This is a genomic window from Massilia aerilata, from assembly GCF_042656905.1.
Taxonomy (GTDB): Bacteria; Pseudomonadota; Gammaproteobacteria; order Burkholderiales; family Burkholderiaceae_D; genus Telluria; species Telluria aerilata.
On the sequence record NZ_JBHSMZ010000022.1, the window covers coordinates 15,901 to 36,370 of the forward strand.

At 65.3% G+C, this 20,470-nt stretch carries 17 protein-coding genes; 16 read left to right on the plus strand and 1 reads right to left on the minus strand.

Annotated elements, in window-relative coordinates; genetic code table 11:
• The first annotated feature begins 49 nt into the window (after positions 1 to 49).
• From ACFPO9_RS23045 to ACFPO9_RS23055, 3 genes are all read left to right on the plus strand, one after another.
• Complete coding sequence (locus ACFPO9_RS23045; protein ID WP_379775452.1) at positions 50 to 763, plus strand: HAD family hydrolase; 714 nt, start codon at positions 50 to 52, stop codon at positions 761 to 763.
• A gap of 40 nt (positions 764 to 803) precedes the next feature.
• Entirely contained in the window at positions 804 to 1,817 is a 1,014-nt protein-coding gene (gene hrcA / locus ACFPO9_RS23050; protein WP_379775454.1) for a heat-inducible transcriptional repressor HrcA, read from the plus strand.
• 85 nt (positions 1,818 to 1,902) lie between these two features.
• Positions 1,903 to 2,769 (plus strand): alpha/beta fold hydrolase, encoded by an 867-nt coding sequence (locus ACFPO9_RS23055; RefSeq protein WP_379775456.1) that lies wholly within the window; start codon positions 1,903 to 1,905, stop codon positions 2,767 to 2,769.
• Here ACFPO9_RS23055 and fur read toward each other — a convergent pair whose 3' ends face one another.
• Complete coding sequence (gene fur, locus ACFPO9_RS23060; protein ID WP_379775458.1) at positions 2,770 to 3,201, minus strand: ferric iron uptake transcriptional regulator; 432 nt, start codon at positions 3,199 to 3,201, stop codon at positions 2,770 to 2,772.
• Between the two features lie 100 nt (positions 3,202 to 3,301).
• On the opposite strand from fur, the gene ACFPO9_RS23065 reads away from it, so the two are divergent.
• The 13 genes from ACFPO9_RS23065 to ACFPO9_RS23125 all read left to right on the plus strand — a co-directional run bounded on the left by ACFPO9_RS23065 (position 3,302) and on the right by ACFPO9_RS23125 (position 20,332).
• Entirely contained in the window at positions 3,302 to 3,919 is a 618-nt protein-coding gene (locus tag ACFPO9_RS23065; protein WP_379775461.1) for an outer membrane protein assembly factor BamE, read from the plus strand.
• A gap of 4 nt (positions 3,920 to 3,923) precedes the next feature.
• Positions 3,924 to 4,754 carry a 4-hydroxy-tetrahydrodipicolinate reductase gene (gene dapB / locus ACFPO9_RS23070; protein ID WP_379775464.1) on the plus strand — a complete coding sequence of 277 codons (831 nt, stop codon included), beginning with the start codon at positions 3,924 to 3,926 and terminating at the stop codon, positions 4,752 to 4,754.
• 157 nt (positions 4,755 to 4,911) lie between these two features.
• The gene (locus tag ACFPO9_RS23075) at positions 4,912 to 5,238 is read left to right on the plus strand and encodes a barstar family protein (RefSeq protein ID WP_379775467.1); all 327 of its coding nucleotides are present in this window, start codon (positions 4,912 to 4,914) and stop codon (positions 5,236 to 5,238) included.
• Positions 5,239 to 5,410: 172 nt separating this feature from the next.
• A complete protein-coding gene (leuS, locus tag ACFPO9_RS23080; protein ID WP_379775470.1) occupies positions 5,411 to 8,056 on the plus strand; it encodes a leucine--tRNA ligase in 2,646 nt (881 codons plus the stop codon).
• A gap of 3 nt (positions 8,057 to 8,059) precedes the next feature.
• Complete coding sequence (locus ACFPO9_RS23085) at positions 8,060 to 8,578, plus strand: LPS-assembly lipoprotein LptE (protein WP_379775473.1); 519 nt, start codon at positions 8,060 to 8,062, stop codon at positions 8,576 to 8,578.
• Positions 8,579 to 8,588: 10 nt separating this feature from the next.
• Positions 8,589 to 9,602: a DNA polymerase III subunit delta gene (gene holA / locus ACFPO9_RS23090; protein ID WP_379775476.1), complete on the plus strand. Its 1,014-nt coding sequence runs from the start codon at positions 8,589 to 8,591 to the stop codon at positions 9,600 to 9,602.
• Between the two features lie 108 nt (positions 9,603 to 9,710).
• Positions 9,711 to 10,976 (plus strand): glutamate-5-semialdehyde dehydrogenase, encoded by a 1,266-nt coding sequence (locus tag ACFPO9_RS23095; protein WP_379775479.1) that lies wholly within the window; start codon positions 9,711 to 9,713, stop codon positions 10,974 to 10,976.
• Between the two features lie 67 nt (positions 10,977 to 11,043).
• On the plus strand, positions 11,044 to 11,457 hold the full coding sequence (locus tag ACFPO9_RS23100) for a CopD family protein (protein WP_379775481.1): 414 nt from the start codon (positions 11,044 to 11,046) through the stop codon (positions 11,455 to 11,457).
• Positions 11,458 to 11,607: 150 nt separating this feature from the next.
• Positions 11,608 to 12,831 carry a THUMP domain-containing class I SAM-dependent RNA methyltransferase gene (locus ACFPO9_RS23105; protein ID WP_379775484.1) on the plus strand — a complete coding sequence of 408 codons (1,224 nt, stop codon included), beginning with the start codon at positions 11,608 to 11,610 and terminating at the stop codon, positions 12,829 to 12,831.
• Between the two features lie 3 nt (positions 12,832 to 12,834).
• Positions 12,835 to 14,109, plus strand: a complete 1,275-nt coding sequence (locus ACFPO9_RS23110) for a multidrug effflux MFS transporter (RefSeq protein ID WP_379775487.1) — start codon at positions 12,835 to 12,837, stop codon at positions 14,107 to 14,109.
• A gap of 303 nt (positions 14,110 to 14,412) precedes the next feature.
• Positions 14,413 to 16,521, plus strand: a complete 2,109-nt coding sequence (locus tag ACFPO9_RS23115; RefSeq protein WP_379775592.1) for an HDOD domain-containing protein — start codon at positions 14,413 to 14,415, stop codon at positions 16,519 to 16,521.
• 7 nt (positions 16,522 to 16,528) lie between these two features.
• A complete protein-coding gene (locus tag ACFPO9_RS23120; RefSeq protein WP_379775489.1) occupies positions 16,529 to 18,751 on the plus strand; it encodes a putative bifunctional diguanylate cyclase/phosphodiesterase in 2,223 nt (740 codons plus the stop codon).
• Positions 18,752 to 18,766: 15 nt separating this feature from the next.
• A complete protein-coding gene (locus tag ACFPO9_RS23125; RefSeq protein ID WP_379775492.1) occupies positions 18,767 to 20,332 on the plus strand; it encodes an SEL1-like repeat protein in 1,566 nt (521 codons plus the stop codon).
• The last annotated feature ends 138 nt before the right edge of the window (positions 20,333 to 20,470 follow it).

Sequence of the window (20,470 nt, forward strand, 5' to 3'; positions counted from 1 at the left end):
CACGTCTGCATATCGTTGATTTTCATGGCCGGCCTCGCTATCCTTGGCTATGCCCACGAACCGCCCTGCATGGCCCAAAGCCATTCTTTTCGACCTGGACGACACCCTGTGGCCGATCGCCCCGGTGATCCTGCAGGCCGAGGAAACCCTGTTCGCCTGGCTGCGCGAGCATGCGCCGCGCGTGGCCCAGCAGTTCACCATCGACGGCCTGCGCCAGGCGCGCCTGGAGCTGCTGGCGCGGCGTCCCGAATTCCAGCTCGACCTGGGCAAGCTGCGCCGCGCCGGCCTGCTGGACGCCTTCGAGGCAGCCGGCGAGGATGCCGCCAAGGTCGAACTGGCGATGGCCGAGTTCTTCGCCGCGCGCAATGCGGTGGTGCCCTACGACGACGTGCTACCCGGCCTGCTGCGCCTGAAGGGGCGGGTGCTGCTGGGCGCGATCACGAACGGCAACGCCGACCTGCGCACCATCGGCCTGGAGCACCATTTCAAGGCCTGGGTGTCGGCGCCCCAGCTGGGCGTGGCCAAGCCCGACCCGGCGATCTTCCTGGCCGGCTGCAAGGCGCTGGACGTGGCGCCATGGGACGCCGTGTATGTCGGCGACGACGTCCTGCTCGACGTCCAGGGCGCCCAGGCCGTCGGCATGCGCGGCGTGTGGATGAACCGGAACGGCAGCCACAAGCACCTCGAGCACGGCGTCGAGCCGGATGCGATCGTCGGCAACTTCGACGAACTGCTGGATTGGCTCAAGCGCGAGCACGCATGATGACTCCCCAGCTGCCTAGCGAACGTGCATAATGTGAACCATGCAACTCGATAACCGTGCACAAACCCTGCTGAAAGCCCTGGTCGAGCGCTACATCGCCGACGGCCAGCCTGTCGGCTCGCGCGCGCTGTCGAAGATTTCCGGCCTCGACCTGTCGCCGGCCACGATCCGCAACATCATGGCCGACCTCGAAGAAATGGGCTATGTCGCCAGCCCGCACACCTCGGCCGGCCGGATCCCGACGCCGCGCGGCTACCGCATCTTCGTGGACACGCTCCTCACCGTGCAGCAGATCGACGAGGGCGCCGTGGGCGCCGGCATGCGCCTGCCCGCGCACCAGCCGCAAAAGGTGATCGCCAACGCCGCCCAGATGCTGTCCTCGCTGTCGCAGTTCGCCGGCGTGGTGCAGAGCCCGCGGCGCGAATCGGCGTTCCAGCAGATCGAATTCCTGCGCCTGTCGGAAAAGCGCATCCTGCTGGTGATCGTCGACCCGCGCGGCGACGTGCAAAACCGCCTGCTGCTGACCGACGTCGACTACAGCCCCTCCGAGCTGATCCAGTCGGCCAATTACCTGAACCAGAATTTCGCCGGCCTGTCCTTCGACCAGGTGCGCGCGCGCCTGACCGGGGAATTGCGCAAGCTGAGCGACGACATGGCGCGCCTGATGCAGTCCGCGGTGGATGCGGGCAGCGAAGCGCTGCAGGAAACCGACGACATGATCATTTCGGGCGAGCGCAACCTGCTGTCGGTGGCCGACCTCTCGTCGAATATGAGCTCGCTGCGCCAGATGTTCGAGATGTTCGAGCAGAAGACCGGCCTGATGCAGCTGCTGGACGTCTCCAGCAAGGCCGGCGGCGTGCAGATCTTCATCGGCGGCGAATCCAATCTGGTGCCGATGGACGAGATGAGCGTGGTCACCGCGCCCTACGAGGTGAACGGCAAGATCGTCGGCACCCTGGGCGTGATCGGCCCGACCCGCATGGCTTACGAGCGCGTGATTCCGATCGTGGACATCACCGCCAAGCTGCTCTCGAACGCGCTCAGCCACTCCTGAGGTTTCTTACAGTTTCGGCGGTCCCTGTGTGACGGCTATAGTCGGTTCATTGCGCCTGCGGGCGCGTTTTCCGTCCAGGTGTGCCGTGATCCGATTCAAACGAACCCATATTCTCGCCGCCATCGTGCTGGCATGCTGCGCCGTTGTCCGCCCCGGCGCCTCGGCGCCGGAGGAGCGCATCGCCGTCGGCGCCTGGCAGGTGCAGGCGGCGGAGCAGGGCAGCGGACGTTATACCGTGATCTTCGAATCCGGCTTCGGCACCGGCCTGGAGTCCTGGCGCAAGGTGGCGCCGGAGGTGGCGAAATCGGCGCACGTCGTGAGCTACTCGCGCGCCGGCCATGGCAGCTCCGACCCGCGTCCTGAACCGCGCAGCATCCTGGAAAGCAGCCGCGAACTCGATCAGCTGATGGCCGCGGCGGGCTTGACCCCGCCCTTCATCCTGGTCGGCCATTCCTATGGCGGCCTGCTGGCGCGCGCCTTCGCGCTGCGTCATCCGGAGCAGGTGGCCGGCATGGTGCTGGTCGACCCGGCCGACGAACGCTTCAATCCGGCCCTGCGCAGGCTCGATGCCGCACGCGCGGCCGACGACGACCGCCGCTTCAACGCCCTCGTGCCGGCCAGATTCAGGGCCGAGTACGATGCGCTGAAGCCGGTCCTCGACCAGGGTGCGCTGCCGCCGCCCTTGAACGGCAAGCTGCCGGACGTGCCGGTGGTCGTCCTGACCTCGGTGCAGCAGGTGCAAAAGCCGGAGTTCTTCCTGCAAAGCGTGGAGGCGGTGGCGGTCAAGCGCGAACTGCACGCCGATTTCCTGCGCCAGTTCAGCGAAGGCTCCCAGGTGCTGACCATGAGGAGCGGCCACAACATCCAGCTGGAGGAGCCGGAACTGGTGATCGAGGCGGTAAGAAAGGTGATCGCCGCGGCCGATGGGCGCGCGGCGCAAAACAAGCTGTGATTAGCGGTGGCGGTGCGGGCAGTCGGTCTTGACGCAGTTGCCGTAGATGGCGAGGGCGTGCTCGGCGATCTTGAAGCCGCGCTCGAGGGCGATCTTCTGCTGGCGGCTTTCGATCTCTTCGTCGTAGAACTCCTCGACGTGGCCGCAATCGAGGCAGACCAGGTGGTCGTGGTGCGAGCCGGCGTTCAGCTCGTAGATCGCCTTGCCGGTTTCAAAGTGATTGCGGTTCAGGAGGCCGGCCTGCTCGAACTGGGTCAGCACGCGGTACACCGTCGCCAGGCCCACGTCCATATTCTCGTTCAACAGTGTCTTGTACACGTCTTCCGCAGTCAAATGCCGCACCGTACTGTTCTGGAAGATCTCCAGGATTTTCAGCCGCGGCAGTGTCGCTTTGAGGCCGCTGGCCTTCAGGTCGGTTGGGTTATTGCTCATGTTTTGTTACTCTTAAATGGGCTGAGATGTGCGGAGTGCTTTATGATATAGCGTTTTACAGCTCCGCCCAATCAAAAGTCGTTCGATTTTAAGGTTAGATATGCGCGTCATGAATGCCGTTTTCCATCGTTCCCACGCCCGGGCCGCGCTCGTGGCCGGCCTTGCCGTCACGGCCATGGCGGTCTCCGGCTGCGCGTCCTGGCGTAACCAGACCAAGCCGGCAGCGCCGGTGAGCACCGCTCCGGAAGCGGTCGCCGCCGATGCCGACAAGGCCGCGGCAGCCGCGAATTCGGGCGCGCAGACGACCAAAGTCACCAAGCTGCAGAAATTCCTGTGGGTGTTCTCGCCCTACCGCCCGGACATCCAGCAGGGTAACTTCGTGTCCCAGGAAATGCTGGGCCAGCTGAAGCTCGGCCAGAGCCGCGACCAGGTCAAGTTCATCCTCGGCACCCCGCTGCTGACCGACGCCTTCCACGCCGACCGCTGGGACTACCCCTTCTATCTCGCGCGCGGCAACGGCGAGCTGACCACCAGCCGCGTCACCGTCTACTTCAAGGACAACCTGGTCGCCAAGATCGACGGCGGCAACCTGCCGAGCGAGCGCGAATACATCTCGCGCCTGATCGGTATCTCGAAGTACGAGACCAAGACCGAGCAGGAGTCGCTGGACGAGCTGAAGCGCAAGCGCGAAGAATCGGCCAAGCGCGGCGGGGAGTAAGCGCATGACCCAGCGCAGTAATCCTTTGCACATCGCTGTCGCCGGCGCCAGCGGACGCATGGGCCGCATGCTGATCGAGACCATCGCCGCCGCCGATGACGCGACCCTGGCCGGCGCGCTCGACCGCGAAGGCAATCCCTTTATCGGCTCGGACGCGGGCGCCTTCTCGGGCCAGTTGAGCGGCGTGACGATCCGCTCGAGCCTGGCCGAGGGCCTGGCCGGCGCCCAATACCTGATCGACTTCACCCGCCCGGAAGGCACGCTCGAGCACCTGGCTTATTGTGCGGGACACGGCATCAAGATGATCATCGGCACCACCGGCTTCGACGAAGCCGGCAAGGCCGCGATCCGCGCCGCCGCCGAAAAGACCGCGATCGTGTTCGCCCCGAACATGAGCATCGGCGTGAACGTCACCCTGAAGCTGCTGGAAATGGCGGCGAAGAATTTCTCGGAGGGCTATGACATCGAGATCGTCGAAGCCCACCACCGCCACAAGGTCGACGCCCCCTCCGGCACCGCGCTGAAGATGGGTGAAGTGATCGCCGACGCCCTGGGACGCGATTTGAAAGCGTGCGCCGTCTACGGCCGCGAAGGCGTGACCGGCGAGCGCGACCCCTCGACCATCGGCTTCGCCACCGTGCGCGGCGGCGACATCGTCGGCGACCACACCGTACTGTTCGCCGGCATCGGCGAGCGCATCGAGATCAGCCACAAGTCGAGCAGCCGCGTCAGCTACGCGCAAGGAGCCCTGCGCGCCGCGCGCTTCCTGGCCGACAAGCAGACCGGCTTGTACGACATGCAGGATGTGCTGGGCCTGAACGCGCTGAAGGCCTGAAGCCGAACTGTACGGCTTTGCCGGCGTTCTGCTGGCATACTGGCCACATCACTAAAAACACTGTCATTCCCGCGGAGGCGGGAATCCAAGTTCGTAGCTAAGCCGCGAAACTTGGGTTCCCGCCTGCGCGGGAACGACGATGAATCGGAGAATCCCTATGGCCACCGTCGAACTGAACGGCGCCGCAATCGTCGACACCGAAAGCTTCCACGCCGAGAGCCAGCGCGCCTTCGGCTTCCCGGATTCCTATCCGCACACCATGGATTCCTGGGTCGACTGCCTCAGCTACCTGCGCGACGAGGACGGCATGAGCAGCATCCGCCTCGGCCCGGACGAGACCCTGCACATCGTCGTGCTGCATTCCGAGGCCATGCGCGAGCGCGCCGAGGACGTGCTGGAGGAAATGGCCTTCTGCATCATCGGCATCAACGAGCGCTACGAGGACTACGGCGAAAAGCCGGCTTTGGAATTGGAATTACGGTAAATCGCGTGGGCTCGTTCGTGTTGAGGCCCCCGGCCTCAACACCCCACCCTACGTCGACGTGTAGGGTGGGCACCCCGTGCCCACGGTGCGACCAAGCATCCGGCCACCGTGCCCGCTAGACGAATCAACCAGTATAATGTTCTGCTCACCTCCCTTTAGTCCGCAGAACATCATGCAAGATAAATATAGTCCAGCCGAAGTCGAACAGGCCGCCCAGGCCTACTGGAAGTCGATCGACGCCTATAAAGCGGTCGAACATGACCCGCGTTTCCCAAAAGGCAAGTATTACGCTTGCTCGATGCTGCCTTACCCGTCCGGCAAGCTGCACATGGGTCACGTCCGCAACTATACGATCAACGACGTGATGTACCGCTACCTGCGGATGAACGGCTACAACGTGCTGATGCCGATGGGCTGGGACGCCTTCGGCATGCCGGCCGAGAATGCGGCGATGGCCAACAACGTGCCGCCGGCCGAATGGACTTATTCGAACATCGCCCACATGCGCGGCCAGATGGAGTCGATGGGCCTGGCGATCGACTGGTCGCGCGAGATGACCGCCTGCAAGCCGGACTACTACAAGTGGAACCAGTGGATGTTCCTGAAGATGCTCGAGAAGGGCATCATCTACCAGAAGACCGGTACCGTGAACTGGGACCCGGTCGACCAGACCGTGCTGGCAAACGAGCAGGTGGTCGACGGCCGCGGCTGGCGTTCGGGCGCCTTGGTCGAAAAGCGCGAGATCCCGATGTACTACGTGCGCATCACGGACTACGCCGACGAGCTGCTGGACTACGTCGACAACAAGCTGCCGGGCTGGCCGGAGCGCGTGCGCATCATGCAGGCCAACTGGATCGGCAAGTCGACCGGCGTGCGCTTCGCCTTCCCGCACGTGATCATGGACGACGCCGGTGAGCTGATCAACGAGGGCAAGCTGTACGTCTTCACCACCCGCGCCGACACCATCATGGGCGTGACCTTCTGCGCGGTCGCCGCCGAGCACCCGCTGGCCACGCAGGCAGCCAAGAACAACCCCGAGCTGCAGGCCTTCATCGCCGAGTGCAAGCAGGGCTCCGTGATCGAAGCCGACATGGCGACGATGGAAAAGAAGGGCATGCCGACCGGCCTCACGGTCCAGCACCCGGTGACCGGCGAGCAGGTGCCGGTCTGGGTCGGCAACTATGTGTTGATGACCTACGGCGACGGCGCCGTGATGGGCGTGCCGGCGCATGACGAGCGCGATTTCGCGTTCGCGCAAAAATACGATCTGCCGATCAAGCAGGTGGTGGCGGTCGAGGGCGAGACGTTCTCGCTGGACGGCTGGCAGGAGTGGTACGGCGATAAAGAGAAGGGCGTGCTGATCGACTCCGGCAAGTACGACGGCCTCGATTACAACGCCGCCGTGAACGCGGTGGCCGGCGACCTGGCCAACCAGGGCCTGGGCGACAAGAAGGTCACCTTCCGCCTGCGCGACTGGGGCATCTCGCGCCAGCGCTACTGGGGCACGCCGATCCCGATGATCCACTGCGATAAGTGCGGTACGGTGCCGGTCCCGGAAAAGGACCTGCCGGTCGTGCTGCCGGAAGACTGCGTCCCGGACGGCACCGGCAACCCGCTCAAGAAGCACGAAGCCTTCCTGAAGGTCGATTGCCCTTGCTGCGGTGCGCCTGCCCGCCGCGAAACCGACACCATGGACACCTTCATCGACTCGTCCTGGTACTACATGCGCTATACCTCGCCGGGCTCGAACGACGCGATGGTCGACCCGGCCCGCAACGATTACTGGATGCCGATGGACCAGTACATCGGCGGCATCGAGCACGCCGTGCTGCACCTGCTGTACGCGCGCTTCTGGACCAAGGTGATGCGCGACTTCGGCCTCGTCAAATTCGACGAGCCCTTCGTCAACCTGCTCACCCAGGGCATGGTGCTGAACGAGACCTATTATCGCGAAGACGAATCCGGCAAGAAGACCTGGTTCAACCCGGCCGACGTCGACCTGGTGTTCGACGACCGCGGCCGCCCGCAAGCCGCGGCATCGAAGCTGGACGGCGCCCCGGTCATCATCGGCGGCACCGAGAAGATGTCGAAGTCGAAGAACAACGGCATCGACCCGGCCGCCCAGATCGAGCAGTACGGCGCGGACACCGCCCGCCTGTTCACCATGTTCGCGGCGCCGCCGGAACAGACCCTGGAGTGGTCGGAGTCGGGCGTGGAAGGCGCGAGCCGCTTCCTGCGCCGCGTCTGGGCCTTCGCCTTTGCGCAGCGCGAGCGCATCGCCAGTGCCCTGGCCGGCCAGCAGCAAGGTTCGCTCGATGACGAGCAGAAGACGCTGCGCCGCGAAGTCCACAAGATCCTGCAGCAGGCGGACTACGACTTCAAGCGCATCCAGTACAACACCGTGGTCTCGGCCTGCATGAAGATGCTGAATACCCTGGAATCGGCCAAGCTGGCGGATGGCGTGGCATCGAACGCCGTCATCGCCGAAGGCCTGTCGATCTTCCTGCGCATGCTGAACCCGGTGGCGCCCCACATCACCCACGCGCTGTGGCAGGAACTCGGCTACGCCGGCGTGTACGGCGACATCCTCAACGTGCAGTGGCCGGAAGTCGACCCTGCGGCGCTGGAGCAGTCCGAGATCGAGATGATGATCCAGGTGAACGGCAAGCTGCGCGGCTCGGTCAAGGTGCCGAAGGATGCCGACAAGGCCGCCATCGAGGCCGCCGCACTGGCTTCGGAATCGGCCCGGAAGTTCATCGAAGGCACGCCGAAGAAGGTCATCGTCGTCCCCGGTAAACTCATCAACATCGTGGTGTAATCCATGCGCGCCTTCTACCCGAAAGTCGTGGTGCGCACCGTCGCGACGCTGGTAATCGCAGCGTCGCTGGCGGCTTGCGGTTTCCAGCTGCGCGGCTCGAACGGCAGCTACACGATGCCCTTCCACAGCCTGTACCTGACCTTCCCGGACACCTCGCCGCTGGGCACTGAACTCAAGCGCAACCTGCGCGCGGGCGACGTGACCATCGTCGACAAGCCGGCCGAGGCGGAAGCGCAGTTCGTGGTGCTGGGCGAAAGCCGCGGCAAATCGATCCTGTCGCTGAACAGCCTGGGCCGCGTGCGCGAATACCTGCTGACCTACACGCTGACCTTCACGGTCCGCGACAGCAAGGGCGTCGAGCTGCTGCCGGCCACCGAGATCACGCTGCGCCGGAACATGGCCTTCGACGAGACCCAGGTGCTGGCCAAGGAATCCGAGGAAGCGCTGCTGTACCGCGACATGTCGGCCGACCTGGTGCAGCAGATCATGCGCCGCCTGGCGGCATTACGTCCGGCGAAATAAGGAAAAGACCATGCAGTTGCGGCCTGAGGCGCTCGACGGGCAGCTCGCCAAGGGGCTTTCTCCCCTGTACGTGATCACCAGCGACGAACACCTGCTGGCGCTGGAAGCGGCGGACAAGATCCGCCGCGCCGCGCGTGCGCAAGGCTATTCCGAGCGCGACGTGCTGACGGTCGAGCGCAGCTTCAAATGGGGCGAGCTGCTGGCCGCGAACCAGGCGATGTCGCTGTTCGGCGACAAGAAGCTGATCGAGCTGCGCATCCCCGGCGGCAAGCCCGGCAAGGACGGCAGCGCGGCCCTGCAGAACTACGCGAAAGACCTGAACCCGGACAACCTGACCCTGATCACCCTGCCGAAGCTGGACTGGCAGACGGCGAAGGCGGCCTGGGTCGGCAGCCTGCAGCAGGCCGCGGTCTACATCGAGATCCCGAACGTCGAGCGCCCCGCATTGCCGGCCTGGATCGGCATGCGTCTCTCGGCGCAGCAGCAAAGCGCGGACCGCCAGAGCCTGGACTTCATCGCCGATCGCGTCGAGGGCAACCTGCTGGCCGCGCACCAGGAGATCCAGAAGCTGGGCCTGTTGCACGAGCCGGGCAAGCTGAGCTTCGAGCAGGTGCAGGACGCGGTGCTGAACGTGGCGCGCTACGATGTCTTTAAACTGTCGGAAGCGATGCTGGCCGGCGACCCGGCGCGCCTGGTGCGCATGCTGGAGGGCCTGAAAGGCGAGGGCGAGGCGCTGCCGCTGGTCTTGTGGGCGGTCAGTGAAGAAATCCGCACGCTGCTAAAATTGAAATCCGGGATGGCGCAGGGACGCCCGCTGGGCGCGCTGCTGAAGGAATACCGGATCTGGGGGCCGCGCGAGCGCATGATGGAACCGGCGTTGCGCCGCGTCTCGCTGCCGACCCTGGAAGCGGCCATGCGGGAAGCGGCCCAGGTCGACCGCATGGTCAAGGGCTTGCGCGCGAAGCAGTTCGCGGGCGATGCGTGGGATGCGATGTTGCAGCTGGCGTTGAGGGTAGCTTCGTAAGGTACGCGCGTGGGCACGTAATTCAGGCCACTGGCCTGAATTACCCCACCCTACCGGATAATGTAGGGTGGGCACCCCGTGCCCACGTTGAACGGACGACGACGCATCATGGACATTACTAATTACATGCAAACCATCGGCCGCCAGGCACGCGCCGCCTCGCGCGCGATGGCGCGGGCCGACAGCGCCACCCGCAACCGCGCGCTGCTCCTGATCGCCGAGGCCATCGAACGCGACGCCGGCAAGCTGCGCGATGCGAACGCGCGCGACATGGAGGCGGCGGCCGCCGCCGGCCTGGCGCCGGCCATGCTGGACCGCCTGGCACTGTCGGACAAAGCGATCGCCACCATGGTCGAAGGCCTGCGCCAGATCGTCGCGCTGCCCGACCCGATCGGCGAAATCTCGAACATGAAGTTTCGCCCGAGCGGCATCCAGGTCGGCCAGATGCGCGTGCCGCTGGGCGTGATCGGCATCATCTACGAAGCGCGCCCGAACGTGACGGTGGACGCGGCCGGCCTGTGCATCAAGAGCGGCAACGCCGCGATCCTGCGCGGCGGCTCGGAAGCCATCCACTGCAACCGCGCGCTGGCCGCGCTGGTGGCGGAAGGCTTGCGCGGCGCCTCCCTGCCCGAGCAGGGCGTGCAGGTGGTCGAGACCACCGACCGCGCCGCCGTCGGCGCCCTCATCACCATGCCGGAATACGTGGACGTGATCGTGCCGCGCGGCGGCAAGGGTTTGATCGCGCGCCTGATGCAGGAAGCGACGGTCCCGATGATCAAGCACCTGGACGGCATCTGCCACGTCTACATCGACGCCAAGGCCGATATCGCCAAGGCGCTGCCGATCGCGATGAACGCCAAGACCCACCGCTACGGTACCTGCAACACCATGGAAACCCTGCTGGTGGCGCGCGCGATCGCCCCAAGCGTGCTGCCGCAGCTCGCCGCGCTGTACCAGACCAGGGAAGTCGAGCTGCGCGCCGATCCGGAGGCTTTGGGCATCCTGCAGGGCTATCCGCACCTGGTCGCCGCTGTTGAAGAAGACTGGCGCACCGAATACCTGGCGCCGATCCTGGCGGTGAAGATCGTCGCCGGCATCGACGAGGCGATCGAGCATATCAACCAGTATTCGTCGAAGCACACCGAAGCCATCGTCACCGAGGATTACACCGACGCCATGCGCTTCCTGCGCGAAGTCGATTCGGCCTCGGTGATGGTGAATGCGTCGACGCGCTTTGCCGACGGCTTCGAATATGGCCTGGGCGCCGAGATCGGGATCTCGAACGACAAGCTGCATGCGCGCGGGCCGGTGGGGCTGGAAGGTTTGACTTCGCTGAAGTACATCGTGTTCGGTCACGGCGAGATACGTAACTAATCGGGGTCAGAGCCCGGTTTACTCGGGTGGGCTCTGACCCCGACTGACTATAACAATTAAGGTTTTCATGTACCTCTGGATCAAAGCCTTCCACATCGTCTTCATCGCCTCCTGGTTCGCGGGCCTGTTCTACCTGCCGCGCATCTTCGTGAACCTGGCCCAGGAAACCAATCCCGCCGTGCTCGAACGCCTGCTGGGCATGGGCCGCCGCCTGTACCGCTTCACCACGATGCTGATGATTCCGGCCCTGCTGCTGGGCCTCTGGCTATGGCTGGGTTTCGGCATCAAGGGCGGCTGGCTGCATGCGAAACTGGCGCTTGTCATCCTCGTGATCGGCTACCATCACGCCTGCGGATCGCTGCTGAAAAAGTTCGAGCGCGGCGCGAACACGCGCAGCCATAAATGGTTCCGCGTGTTCAATGAAGTACCGGTTTTGCTGCTGATCGCGATTGTGATCCTGGTGGTCGTGAAGCCGTTTTAAGCAACAGACCGAGAAACCGTCATTCCCGCGCAGGCGGGAATCCAAGTTGCAGGCAGATCGCAAAACTTGGATTCCCGCCTGCGCGGGAATGGCGTTTACGAGCCAACAAAAGAATTGATTTTTTAACTACGGATAAAGGGTTCCCCTATCATGGCCTCATACTTTTGCCCCTGCCCGCGCGGCATGGAAGCGGCACTCGCCGAAGAACTCGCCGAGATCGCCGAACACACCAACAGCCCCACGCTGAAGGTCCACAACCAGGTCCCCGGCGGCGTGCACGCCTCCGGCACCATGCAGGACGCCTACCGCATGAACCTGCATTCGCGCATCGCCTCGCGCGTGCTGATGCGCATGGCGAACAAGACCTACACCAACGAAAACGACATCTACGACCTGGTGCTCGAGCAGCCCTGGGAAGACTGGTTCGACGTCGACCACACGATCCGGGTCGACATCACGGCCGTGAAATCGCCGCTGAAGAGCCTCGAGTTCACGACCCTGAAAATCAAGGACGCCGTCTGCGACCGCTTCCGCGACCAGTTCGGCAAGCGTCCGTCGGTCGACACGCGCGAGCCGGACATGCGCATCCTGGGCTTTCTCGACCAGCGCAATTTCACGGTCTACCTCGACACCTCCGGCGAGGCGCTGTTCAAGCGCGGCTGGCGCGAAGAGACCGGTGACGCGCCGCTGCGCGAGAACCTGGCCGCCGGCCTGCTGCGCGTGGCGGGCTGGAAGCCGGGCGTGCCGCTGTTCGATCCGATGTGCGGCTCTGGCACCATCCTGATCGAAGCGGCCCAGATGGTGCAGGGCATTCCGGCCGGCGCGCGGCGCCGCTTCGCCTTCGAAAAATTCAAGAACTTCGAGCGCGCGGCCTGGCAGGACATGAAGACGGCGATCAAGCCGAACCCGCTGCCGCTTGAACCGACCATCTTCGGCTCCGACATCTCGGGCGACATGGTGGCGATGACCCGCCATAACCTCAAGATTGCCGGCGTGATGTTCGAGGTCCCGCTCAAGCAGATCGAGGCGCAGCAGGTGCAGCCGCCCACCAGCCAGCCGGGCATCCTGCTGACCAACCCGCCCTACGGCGAGCGTATCGGCGTGCGCGGCGACTCGACGATTCCGGCGGACGAAATGGCGGTCGGCTTCTACCAGGACCTCTCCAGCACCCTGAAGCAGCGCTTCGCCGGCTGGACCGTGTACCTGTTCACCGCCGACCTCTCGCTGCCGAAGATGCTGCGCCTGAAGGAATCGCGCAAGACCCCGTTCTTCAACGGCGCGCTCGAATGCCGCCTGTTCCGCTTCGACATGGTCGCCGGCTTCAACCGCAGAGACGCGGCGAAGCCCGATGCGGCCAAGTCCCAACCCGAGTAAACGATGCTGCCCGAACCCGAACCAGACAATCTACCCAAAGACCCCGTCATCCCCGTTCCGCTGCCGGAACCGCACAAGGTCACCATGCTGACCGCCGGCGGCCTGGCATCGCTGCTGGCGGCCTTGTCGATGCTCGGGCCGTTCTCGGTCGACGCCTACCTGCCCGCCTTCCCGCGCATCCAGGAGACCCTGCATGCGACCCCGCTGGAAGTGCAGCAGACCCTGACGGCCTACATGCTGTCCTTCGCCGTCATGTCGCTGTGGCACGGCGCGCTGTCGGACGCCTTCGGGCGCCGCAACGTGGTGCTGGTCGGATTGATCGTGTTCGCGGTCGGCACCCTTGGCTGCGCGTCGGCGCATTCGGTGCACTACCTGTGGATCTTCCGCATCATGCAGGGCTTCTCGGCCGGGGCCGGCGTGGTGGTGGGGCGGGCGATCATCCGCGACCTGTACTCGGACGCGCCGGCCGCGCGCCTGCTGTCGATGGTGACGATGATCTTCTCGATCGCGCCGGCCATCGCGCCGGTGCTGGGCGGCTGGATCGTGACCCTGCTCGACTGGCGCGCGATCTTCCTTGCGCTGCTGGTGTTCAGCCTGGGGCTGTGGTGGGTCTGCTGGCAGCACCTGCCAGAGACCATGCCGGTGGAGCGGCGCCAGCCCTTCAACCCGCGCTTCCTGGCGAAGAGCTACTGGGCCATCTTCAGCTCCGTGCTGTTCCAGATGAAGTCGGCGGTGGTCGCCTTCAATTTCGGCGGCATGTTCCTGTTCATTGCCGGCGCCCCGGTGCTGCTGCCGGTCCACCTGCACCTGGGACCCTCGGATTTCGCCTGGCTGTTCGTGCCGGCGGTGGCCGGTATCTTCCTGGGCGCGCTGGCCGCCAACCGCCTGGCCGGCAAGATGCATTACGGGCGCCAGATCGGCATCGGCTACGCCTTCATGCTGACCGCGGTGACGGGCAGCGTGCTGTATCACAGCTTCCTGCCGCCGGCGCTGCCCTGGACCGTGCTGCCGATGTTCTTCTATAACTTCGGCAGCTCGATCATCAACCCCAGCGCGACCCTGCTGACGCTCGACCTGTTTCCGCACATCCGCGGCACGGTGGCGTCCTGCCAGTCCTTCGTCACCACGCTGATGGGGGCGATCGTGGCCGGCATCATCGTGCCGGCGGTGGACTACTCGGTGCTGGCGATGGCGATCGGGCAGGCGGCGTTTGCGCTGGCCTCGCTGGGGTGCTGGATGGTGTCGCGCCATTACCGGCGCAAGCAGACGCTGGCCTGACCCAACGAAAATTTGATGTATGTCAGTACCTGCAGTTGAGTTCTGACTCTAAAACACATCACTTTCTGAGGAAAATGTTGTTCCCGTTCAGAAATGTATATATGCTAAGATAAGTTTTTCACGTTCGGAACAGTGGCCAAAAACCAGCCTTGTTCCGGGTACCACTAGAAGAATTATCGTGGCAGCTTTAGCCGGGGAAAGCGCCACTTACTATCCAGAACAGCAGTGGCGGCCGTGCTTGAGACTAACTACCAACCAGACCAGGATATCCGCAATCGCTTGCTGATCGCGCGGCTGCCGGCCATGCCGCAGATCCTCATCAAGCTGCTGGCCCACTTGCAGGCCGACGACCTCGGCATGCCCGAGCTGGCCGCGCTGGTGGCCAAGGATGCCGGCATGACCGGCAAGATCCTCACTGTCGCCAACAGCTCGGCCTATCACCGCGGCGGACGCCAGCCGAATCTCGAGCAGGCCATGGTCTCGCTGGGCACCGACATGATCAAGACCCTGGTGATCAGCGATTCGGTGTTCCAGACCTTTAACAGCTTCCCGAATTCCAGCGCAACCGACCTGCGCGCGTTCTGGAAGAATTCGCTCACCGCCGCCGTGCTGGCGCGCGACCTGGCGCGCCACCTGAATTATTCGCAGCCGGAGGAGGCCTACCTGGCCGGCCTGCTGCACAACGTCGGCCGCCTGGCCCTGCTGGCCACCGCGCCCAAGGAATACGGCTTCAATTTCACCGCCCGCGACGACGAAGACCTGTGCGCGGTCGAGCAGCGCACCCTGCAGATCACCCACGCCGAAGCCGGCGCCTGGCTGATCGAACGCTGGCAGCTCGATTCCTTCCTGTCCGACGCCGTGCTGTACCACCATGAGCCGGGCGAGCGACTGGAGGGCGCGCATCCGCTGATCCGCATCGTGCGCGCCGCCCACCTGCTGGCCGGCCATGCCGAGGATCCGAACCGGGTGGTCGAAGCGGCCGGGCTGTGCGACCTCGAACCGGAAGCCGCCGACGAACTGCTGGCCCAGGCCGCGCGCCAGGTCGAGCGCGCCGCGGTCCACCTCGGCATCGACCTGGCCGGCGCCGACGATATCCCGGCGCTGCCGGCCTTCGCGCCGCCGCCGCCCGTCGATCCGGTGCAGCAGCGCCTGACCGAGGAAATGCGCAATCTGGTGCTGGTCTCGGAAATCGGCCAGGCCTTCGCGCGCCAGCAGGGAGAAAGCGGCCTGCTCGAATCGATGACGCGCTCGGCGCGCGTGCTGTTCGACTTCGAGAACGCCGCCGTGCTGCTGGAGAATCCGACCGGCCACGCGCTGGTGGGCGCGCCGACGCCGACCCAGCAGCGCATCGCCGAATTTTCGATCCCGCTGTCGAAGGGCGGCGCCGTGGCCAAGGCCGCGCTGGAGCGCCGCATGGCCTTCGTGCGCCGCGAGGGCGCGCCGCTCGGCCTGCCCGAGGAGCAGCTTCTGCGCATGCTGGGCACCGAATCGCTGGTCTGCGTGCCGCTGGTGAGCGGCGCGCGCTGCATCGGCGTCCTGATCGGCGGCATCTCGAGCTGGCAGGTGCCGTCCTGCCAGAAGCGCGAGCGCTTCATGCAGTCCTTCGGCGCCCAGGCCGCGAGCGCGCTGGAAAACGCGATGTCGGAACGCGGCCACGCGCGCCGCCAGCTGGCCCACGTGGCCGAGGAATACAGGGAGGCTTCGCGGCGCGTGGTGCACGAAGTGAACAACCCGCTGGCGATCATCAAGAACTACCTGTCCGTCCTCGACAGCAAGCTGGAACGCCAGGAACCGGTGGGCGGCGAGCTGTCGATCCTGAACGAAGAGATCGACCGCGTCGGCCAGCTGGTCAACAGCCTGACCGAGGTGCAGCCCGGGGCTCAAGCGATCCTTGAAAGCGGCGCCAGCGCCGACGTGGCGAAAGTGGTCGAAGACGTGCTGCGCCTGTTCCGCGCCACCGACTTCGTGCCGCCGAACGTCGAGATCGTGGTCAGCACGCTCGATGAAGCCGGCCGCATCGAAGGCGACCCCGACATCCTCAAGCAAATCCTGGTGAACCTGGTCAAGAACGCGATCGAGGCCCTGTCCGCCACCGGCGGCCGGATCGAGATCGCCAACCGCGGCCATGTCAACCGCGAGCGCAGGCTCTACCTGGAGCTGGTCGTCTCCGACACCGGCCCGGGCCTGTCGCGCGAGGTGCTGGCCAATCTGTTCTCCGCCGTGAAGAGCACGAAGGAGGGCCCGCACCATGGGCTCGGCCTGTCGATCGTGCATAGCCTGGTCAAGAAGCTGAACGGGCACATCGCCTGCCGCAGCGGCAAGACCGGCACCAGTTTCGAAATCCTGCTGCCGGCGCATGCCGGCGCCAGCGCCCCGGCTGGATTGCCGGTGCGCGCGCTTGGATCCGTATAAGGTAACAATGAATCCATTGCCCCACGAAGCGCTCGCGCCGCAAGCATCGCACTCTTCGCTTTCCTCGGTACTGGAGCAGCCGCGCCTGCTGCTGGTCGACGACGAGCCGCGCCTGCTGTCCTCGCTGTACGAACTGCTGCAAGGCCGCGGCTACCAGCTGGTCACCGCATCGACCGGCGCCGAAGCCCTGAACCACCTGTCGAAGCTGCGTTTCGACATGGTCCTGCTCGACCTGCGCCTGCCCGACATCGGCGGCCACGAGATCATGGACTTCATCAACCAGAAGGGCATCGACGCCGACGTGATCGTGATGAGCGGCGAGATCGGGATCGACGCCGCGATCGGCGCCCTGAAGCGCGGCGCCTACGACTACCTGCGCAAGCCCTACAGCCGCGAAGAGCTGCTCAAGACCGTCGGCAATGCGCTCAAGGCCCGTCGCCTGGAGGAAGCCAACCGCCGCATCGCGAACCAGCTGGAAAACTCCGAGAAGATGTACCGCTACCTGGTGGACTCCTCGCCGGACATCATCTATACCCTGAACCACGAAGGCCGCTTCACCTTCGTCAACGACCGCGCCTACCAGCTGCTCGGCTACCGCCGCGAAGAGCTGATCGGCCAGCATTACTCGGTGCTGGTGCACGATGAAGACCTGGAGCGCGCGCGCTACTCCTTCAACGAGCGCCGCGTCGACGAACGCGCCTCGCGCAACGTCGAACTGCGCCTGAAGTGCCACGCCGGCTCGAACCAGGAACGCACCTTCAACAACACCCTGATGACGATCTCGCTGAACGCGATCGGCATGCACGTGCCCGACCAGGAAGTCAAAAAACTGGAGTTCTTCGGCACCTACGGCGTGGCGCGCGACATCACCGACCGCAAGCGCGCGGAAGAGGTCATCTCCTACCAGGCCTACCACGACATCCTGACCGACCTGCCGAACCGCATCCTGTTCAAGGACAGGCTGGGACTGGCCGTCATCCAGGCCAAGCGCAAGCATACCGAGCTCGCGGTGATGTTCATCGACCTGGACCGCTTCAAGCTGGTCAACGACACCCTCGGCCACGTCAAGGGCGACGAGCTGCTGCAGCAGGTTTCGGTGCGCCTGAAGGAATGCCTGCGCAAGGGCGATACCCTGGCGCGCCAGGGCGGCGACGAATTCACCATCGTGCTGCCCGAGCTGCGCGACCGCAGCGACGCCAGCCACGTGGCCGACAAATTCCTCGAGTGCCTGCAGCTGCCCTTTGACCTCGATGGACACCAGGTCCACATCTCGGCCTCGATCGGCATCGCGATCTATCCGGGCCACGGCGAGTCGATCGACGAGCTGCTGCGCCACGCCGACATCGCCATGTACCAGGTCAAGGGCCAGGGCAAGAACGGCCACGCCTTCTACGACGCCTCGATGCAGGACGTGTCGCACCAGAAGATCGCGCTGGGCCAGAGCCTGCGCCGCGCGCTGGAAAACGATGAGCTCGAGATGTACTACCAGCCGCAGATCGACGCCGCCAGCGGCCGCATCGTCGGCGCCGAGGCGCTGATGCGCTGGAACCACCCGACCCGTGGCATCGTCTCGCCGGGCGAGTTCCTGCCGTTCGCCGAGGAGAACGGGCTGATGATCCCGATCTCGGACTGGATGATCGGCGCCCTGTGCCGCGACATGCTGCAGTGGAAGAACATCTGCGCCAACCACGTGCGCCTGTCGCTGAACCTGTCCCCGCAATACCTGGACCGCGGCGACTTCTTCGAGAAGATGCGCGGCGCCCTGGTGCGCTACGGGATCGCGCCGAGCCAGATCGAAGTCGAGATCACCGAGAACATCTGCATCCGCAACCCGCAGCATGCGATCGAACAGCTCAACAAGCTGGGCCAGCTGGGCGTGTCGGTTGCCATCGACGATTTCGGCACCGGCTATTCGAGTCTGGCCTACCTGCACCGCTTCCCGGTCCACACGATCAAGATCGACCAGTCCTTCGTCAAGGAGATCCACGACGAGTACGGCCACTATCCGGTGGTGCTGGCGATTATCTCGATCGCGCGCGGCCTGGGCCTGAACCTGATCGCGGAAGGGGTGGAGACCGAGTCGCAGGCGCGCTACCTGCGCGCCAACGGCTGCATGACGATGCAGGGCTACCTGTACCACCGCCCGATGCCGCTGCCGCGCTTCACGGACGTGCTGCGCTCGCAGGGCATGCCGGCCAACGCCGGCAATGTGCTGGCCTTCCAGGCTTGATCGCAGGATTGCGTCATGCCCGATACCGCCGCCACTCATACCGCTGCTCATCACACGGCTGCTCATCACACGGCTGAATTCCTGCGCGTCAAAGCGCTGGCCGAGCGCGGGGTGGCGAGCGCCCAGCACAGCCTGGGCTTCATGTACGTGAACGGCCAGGGCGTGCCGAAGAACGACGAGCTGGCCGTGGCCTGGTACCGCATGGCCGCCAGCGCCGGCCTCGAACAGGCCCAGTACAACCTCGGCGTGATGTACCAGAAGGGCCAGGGCGTGCCGCAGGACCTGGCGCAGGCCGTCTACTGGTACACCCAGGCGGCAAGCCAAGGCTATGCGGCGGCCCAGTACAACCTGGGCTGGCTGTACGCAAAAGGCCAGGGCATTCCGGCCGACGTCCACCAGGCCATGCACTGGTTCGGCAAGGCGGCCGGGCAGGGCGATCCCGGCGCCCAGCACAACCTCGGCATGATGTACGAAGGCGGCAAGGGCGTGGCCCAGGACATCGGGCAAGCCATCGAATGGTACCGCCGCGCCGCCGAGCAGAATTACGCGCGCTCGCAATTCAACCTCGCGCTGCGCTATGACAGCGGCCAGGGCATCGCCCGCGACGTGCAGCAGGCCATCCACTGGTTCCGCAAGGCCGCCGAGCAGGGTTATGCGCCGGCCCAGTTCAACCTCGGGTTGCGCTACGATAAGGGCCAGGACCTGCCGCAGGACAGCGAGAAGGCGATCCTGTGGTACGGCCGCGCCGGCGAGCAGGGGCATGCCAGCTCGCAGTTCAACCTGGCGCTGATCCACGACAGCGGCCACGGCGTCGAACGTAATCCGGAGCTGGCGCTGCACTGGTTCCGCAAGGCGGCCGAGCAGGACCACGCCGGCGCCCAGGACAACCTCGGCCTGCGCTACGAGCACGGCCAGGGCGTGGACCAGGATTACGGCCTGGCCGCGCACTGGTACCGCAAGGCCGCCGAGCAGGGTTCGGCCGGCGCCCAGTATCACCTGGGCCAGCTGGTCGATGCCGGCCACGGTGTGCCGCAAGATGCGCAGGAGGCGATCTCCTGGTACCGCAAGGCCGCCGAGCAGGGCCACCTGCGCGCCCAGTTCGACCTCGCGCTGCGCATCGAAGACGAAGCCATGCACTGGTACCGCAAGGCCGCGGACCAGGATTACGCGCCGGCCCAGTACATGCTGGGCCAGCTGCTGGACCGCGACGAGTCCGGCGCCATCGATCCGCGCCAGGCCTGGGAGTGGTACCGCAAGGCCGCCGACCAGGGCCATGCGCTGGCCCAGTTCGCGCTCGGCCTGCGCTACGACAGCGGCCACGGCGTCGAACGCGATTACGAAGCGGCCCACTTCTGGTACCTGTGCGCCGCGCGCCAGGGCCACGCACGCGCCCAGTTCAACCTCGGCGTCATGTACGCCAGCGGCCAGGGCGTAGGCAAGGACCTGGTCGAGGCCTATGCCTGGCTGCACCGCGCCGGCGCCGCTGGCGTCATCCCCGCCACCACTTATATTCAGCGCATCGCCGCGCGCATGGAACCCCACCTGCTCGCGCAAGCCAACGGTTACGTCGGCGTCGCGTGATGGGGCCTTGAAGAAGCTACTGCGCGTCGGATTTTCGCCCTGCGATGCTCCGCTACGGCGGACCGGCCGTACCGGAAGTACGGCTGCGCTTCTCGGACGAAACTCCTTCCGCTCGCGACGCTTCTTCAAGGCCCCGTG

Excerpts from the sequence above, each read along its gene's own strand:
- ACFPO9_RS23045 (WP_379775452.1), top strand. The coding sequence starts at position 50 with ATGCCCACGAACCGCCCTGCATGGCCCAAAGCCATTCTTTTCGACCTG.
- hrcA (WP_379775454.1), top strand. The coding sequence starts at position 804 with ATGCAACTCGATAACCGTGCACAAACCCTGCTGAAAGCCCTGGTCGAG.
- fur (WP_379775458.1), bottom strand. The coding sequence starts at position 3,201 with ATGAGCAATAACCCAACCGACCTGAAGGCCAGCGGCCTCAAAGCGACA.
- ACFPO9_RS23065 (WP_379775461.1), top strand. The coding sequence starts at position 3,302 with ATGCGCGTCATGAATGCCGTTTTCCATCGTTCCCACGCCCGGGCCGCG.
- dapB (WP_379775464.1), top strand. The coding sequence starts at position 3,924 with ATGACCCAGCGCAGTAATCCTTTGCACATCGCTGTCGCCGGCGCCAGC.
- ACFPO9_RS23075 (WP_379775467.1), top strand. The coding sequence starts at position 4,912 with ATGGCCACCGTCGAACTGAACGGCGCCGCAATCGTCGACACCGAAAGC.
- leuS (WP_379775470.1), top strand. The coding sequence starts at position 5,411 with ATGCAAGATAAATATAGTCCAGCCGAAGTCGAACAGGCCGCCCAGGCC.
- ACFPO9_RS23085 (WP_379775473.1), top strand. The coding sequence starts at position 8,060 with ATGCGCGCCTTCTACCCGAAAGTCGTGGTGCGCACCGTCGCGACGCTG.
- holA (WP_379775476.1), top strand. The coding sequence starts at position 8,589 with ATGCAGTTGCGGCCTGAGGCGCTCGACGGGCAGCTCGCCAAGGGGCTT.
- ACFPO9_RS23095 (WP_379775479.1), top strand. The coding sequence starts at position 9,711 with ATGGACATTACTAATTACATGCAAACCATCGGCCGCCAGGCACGCGCC.
- ACFPO9_RS23100 (WP_379775481.1), top strand. The coding sequence starts at position 11,044 with ATGTACCTCTGGATCAAAGCCTTCCACATCGTCTTCATCGCCTCCTGG.
- ACFPO9_RS23105 (WP_379775484.1), top strand. The coding sequence starts at position 11,608 with ATGGCCTCATACTTTTGCCCCTGCCCGCGCGGCATGGAAGCGGCACTC.
- ACFPO9_RS23110 (WP_379775487.1), top strand. The coding sequence starts at position 12,835 with ATGCTGCCCGAACCCGAACCAGACAATCTACCCAAAGACCCCGTCATC.
- ACFPO9_RS23115 (WP_379775592.1), top strand. The coding sequence starts at position 14,413 with ATGCCGCAGATCCTCATCAAGCTGCTGGCCCACTTGCAGGCCGACGAC.
- ACFPO9_RS23120 (WP_379775489.1), top strand. The coding sequence starts at position 16,529 with ATGAATCCATTGCCCCACGAAGCGCTCGCGCCGCAAGCATCGCACTCT.
- ACFPO9_RS23125 (WP_379775492.1), top strand. The coding sequence starts at position 18,767 with ATGCCCGATACCGCCGCCACTCATACCGCTGCTCATCACACGGCTGCT.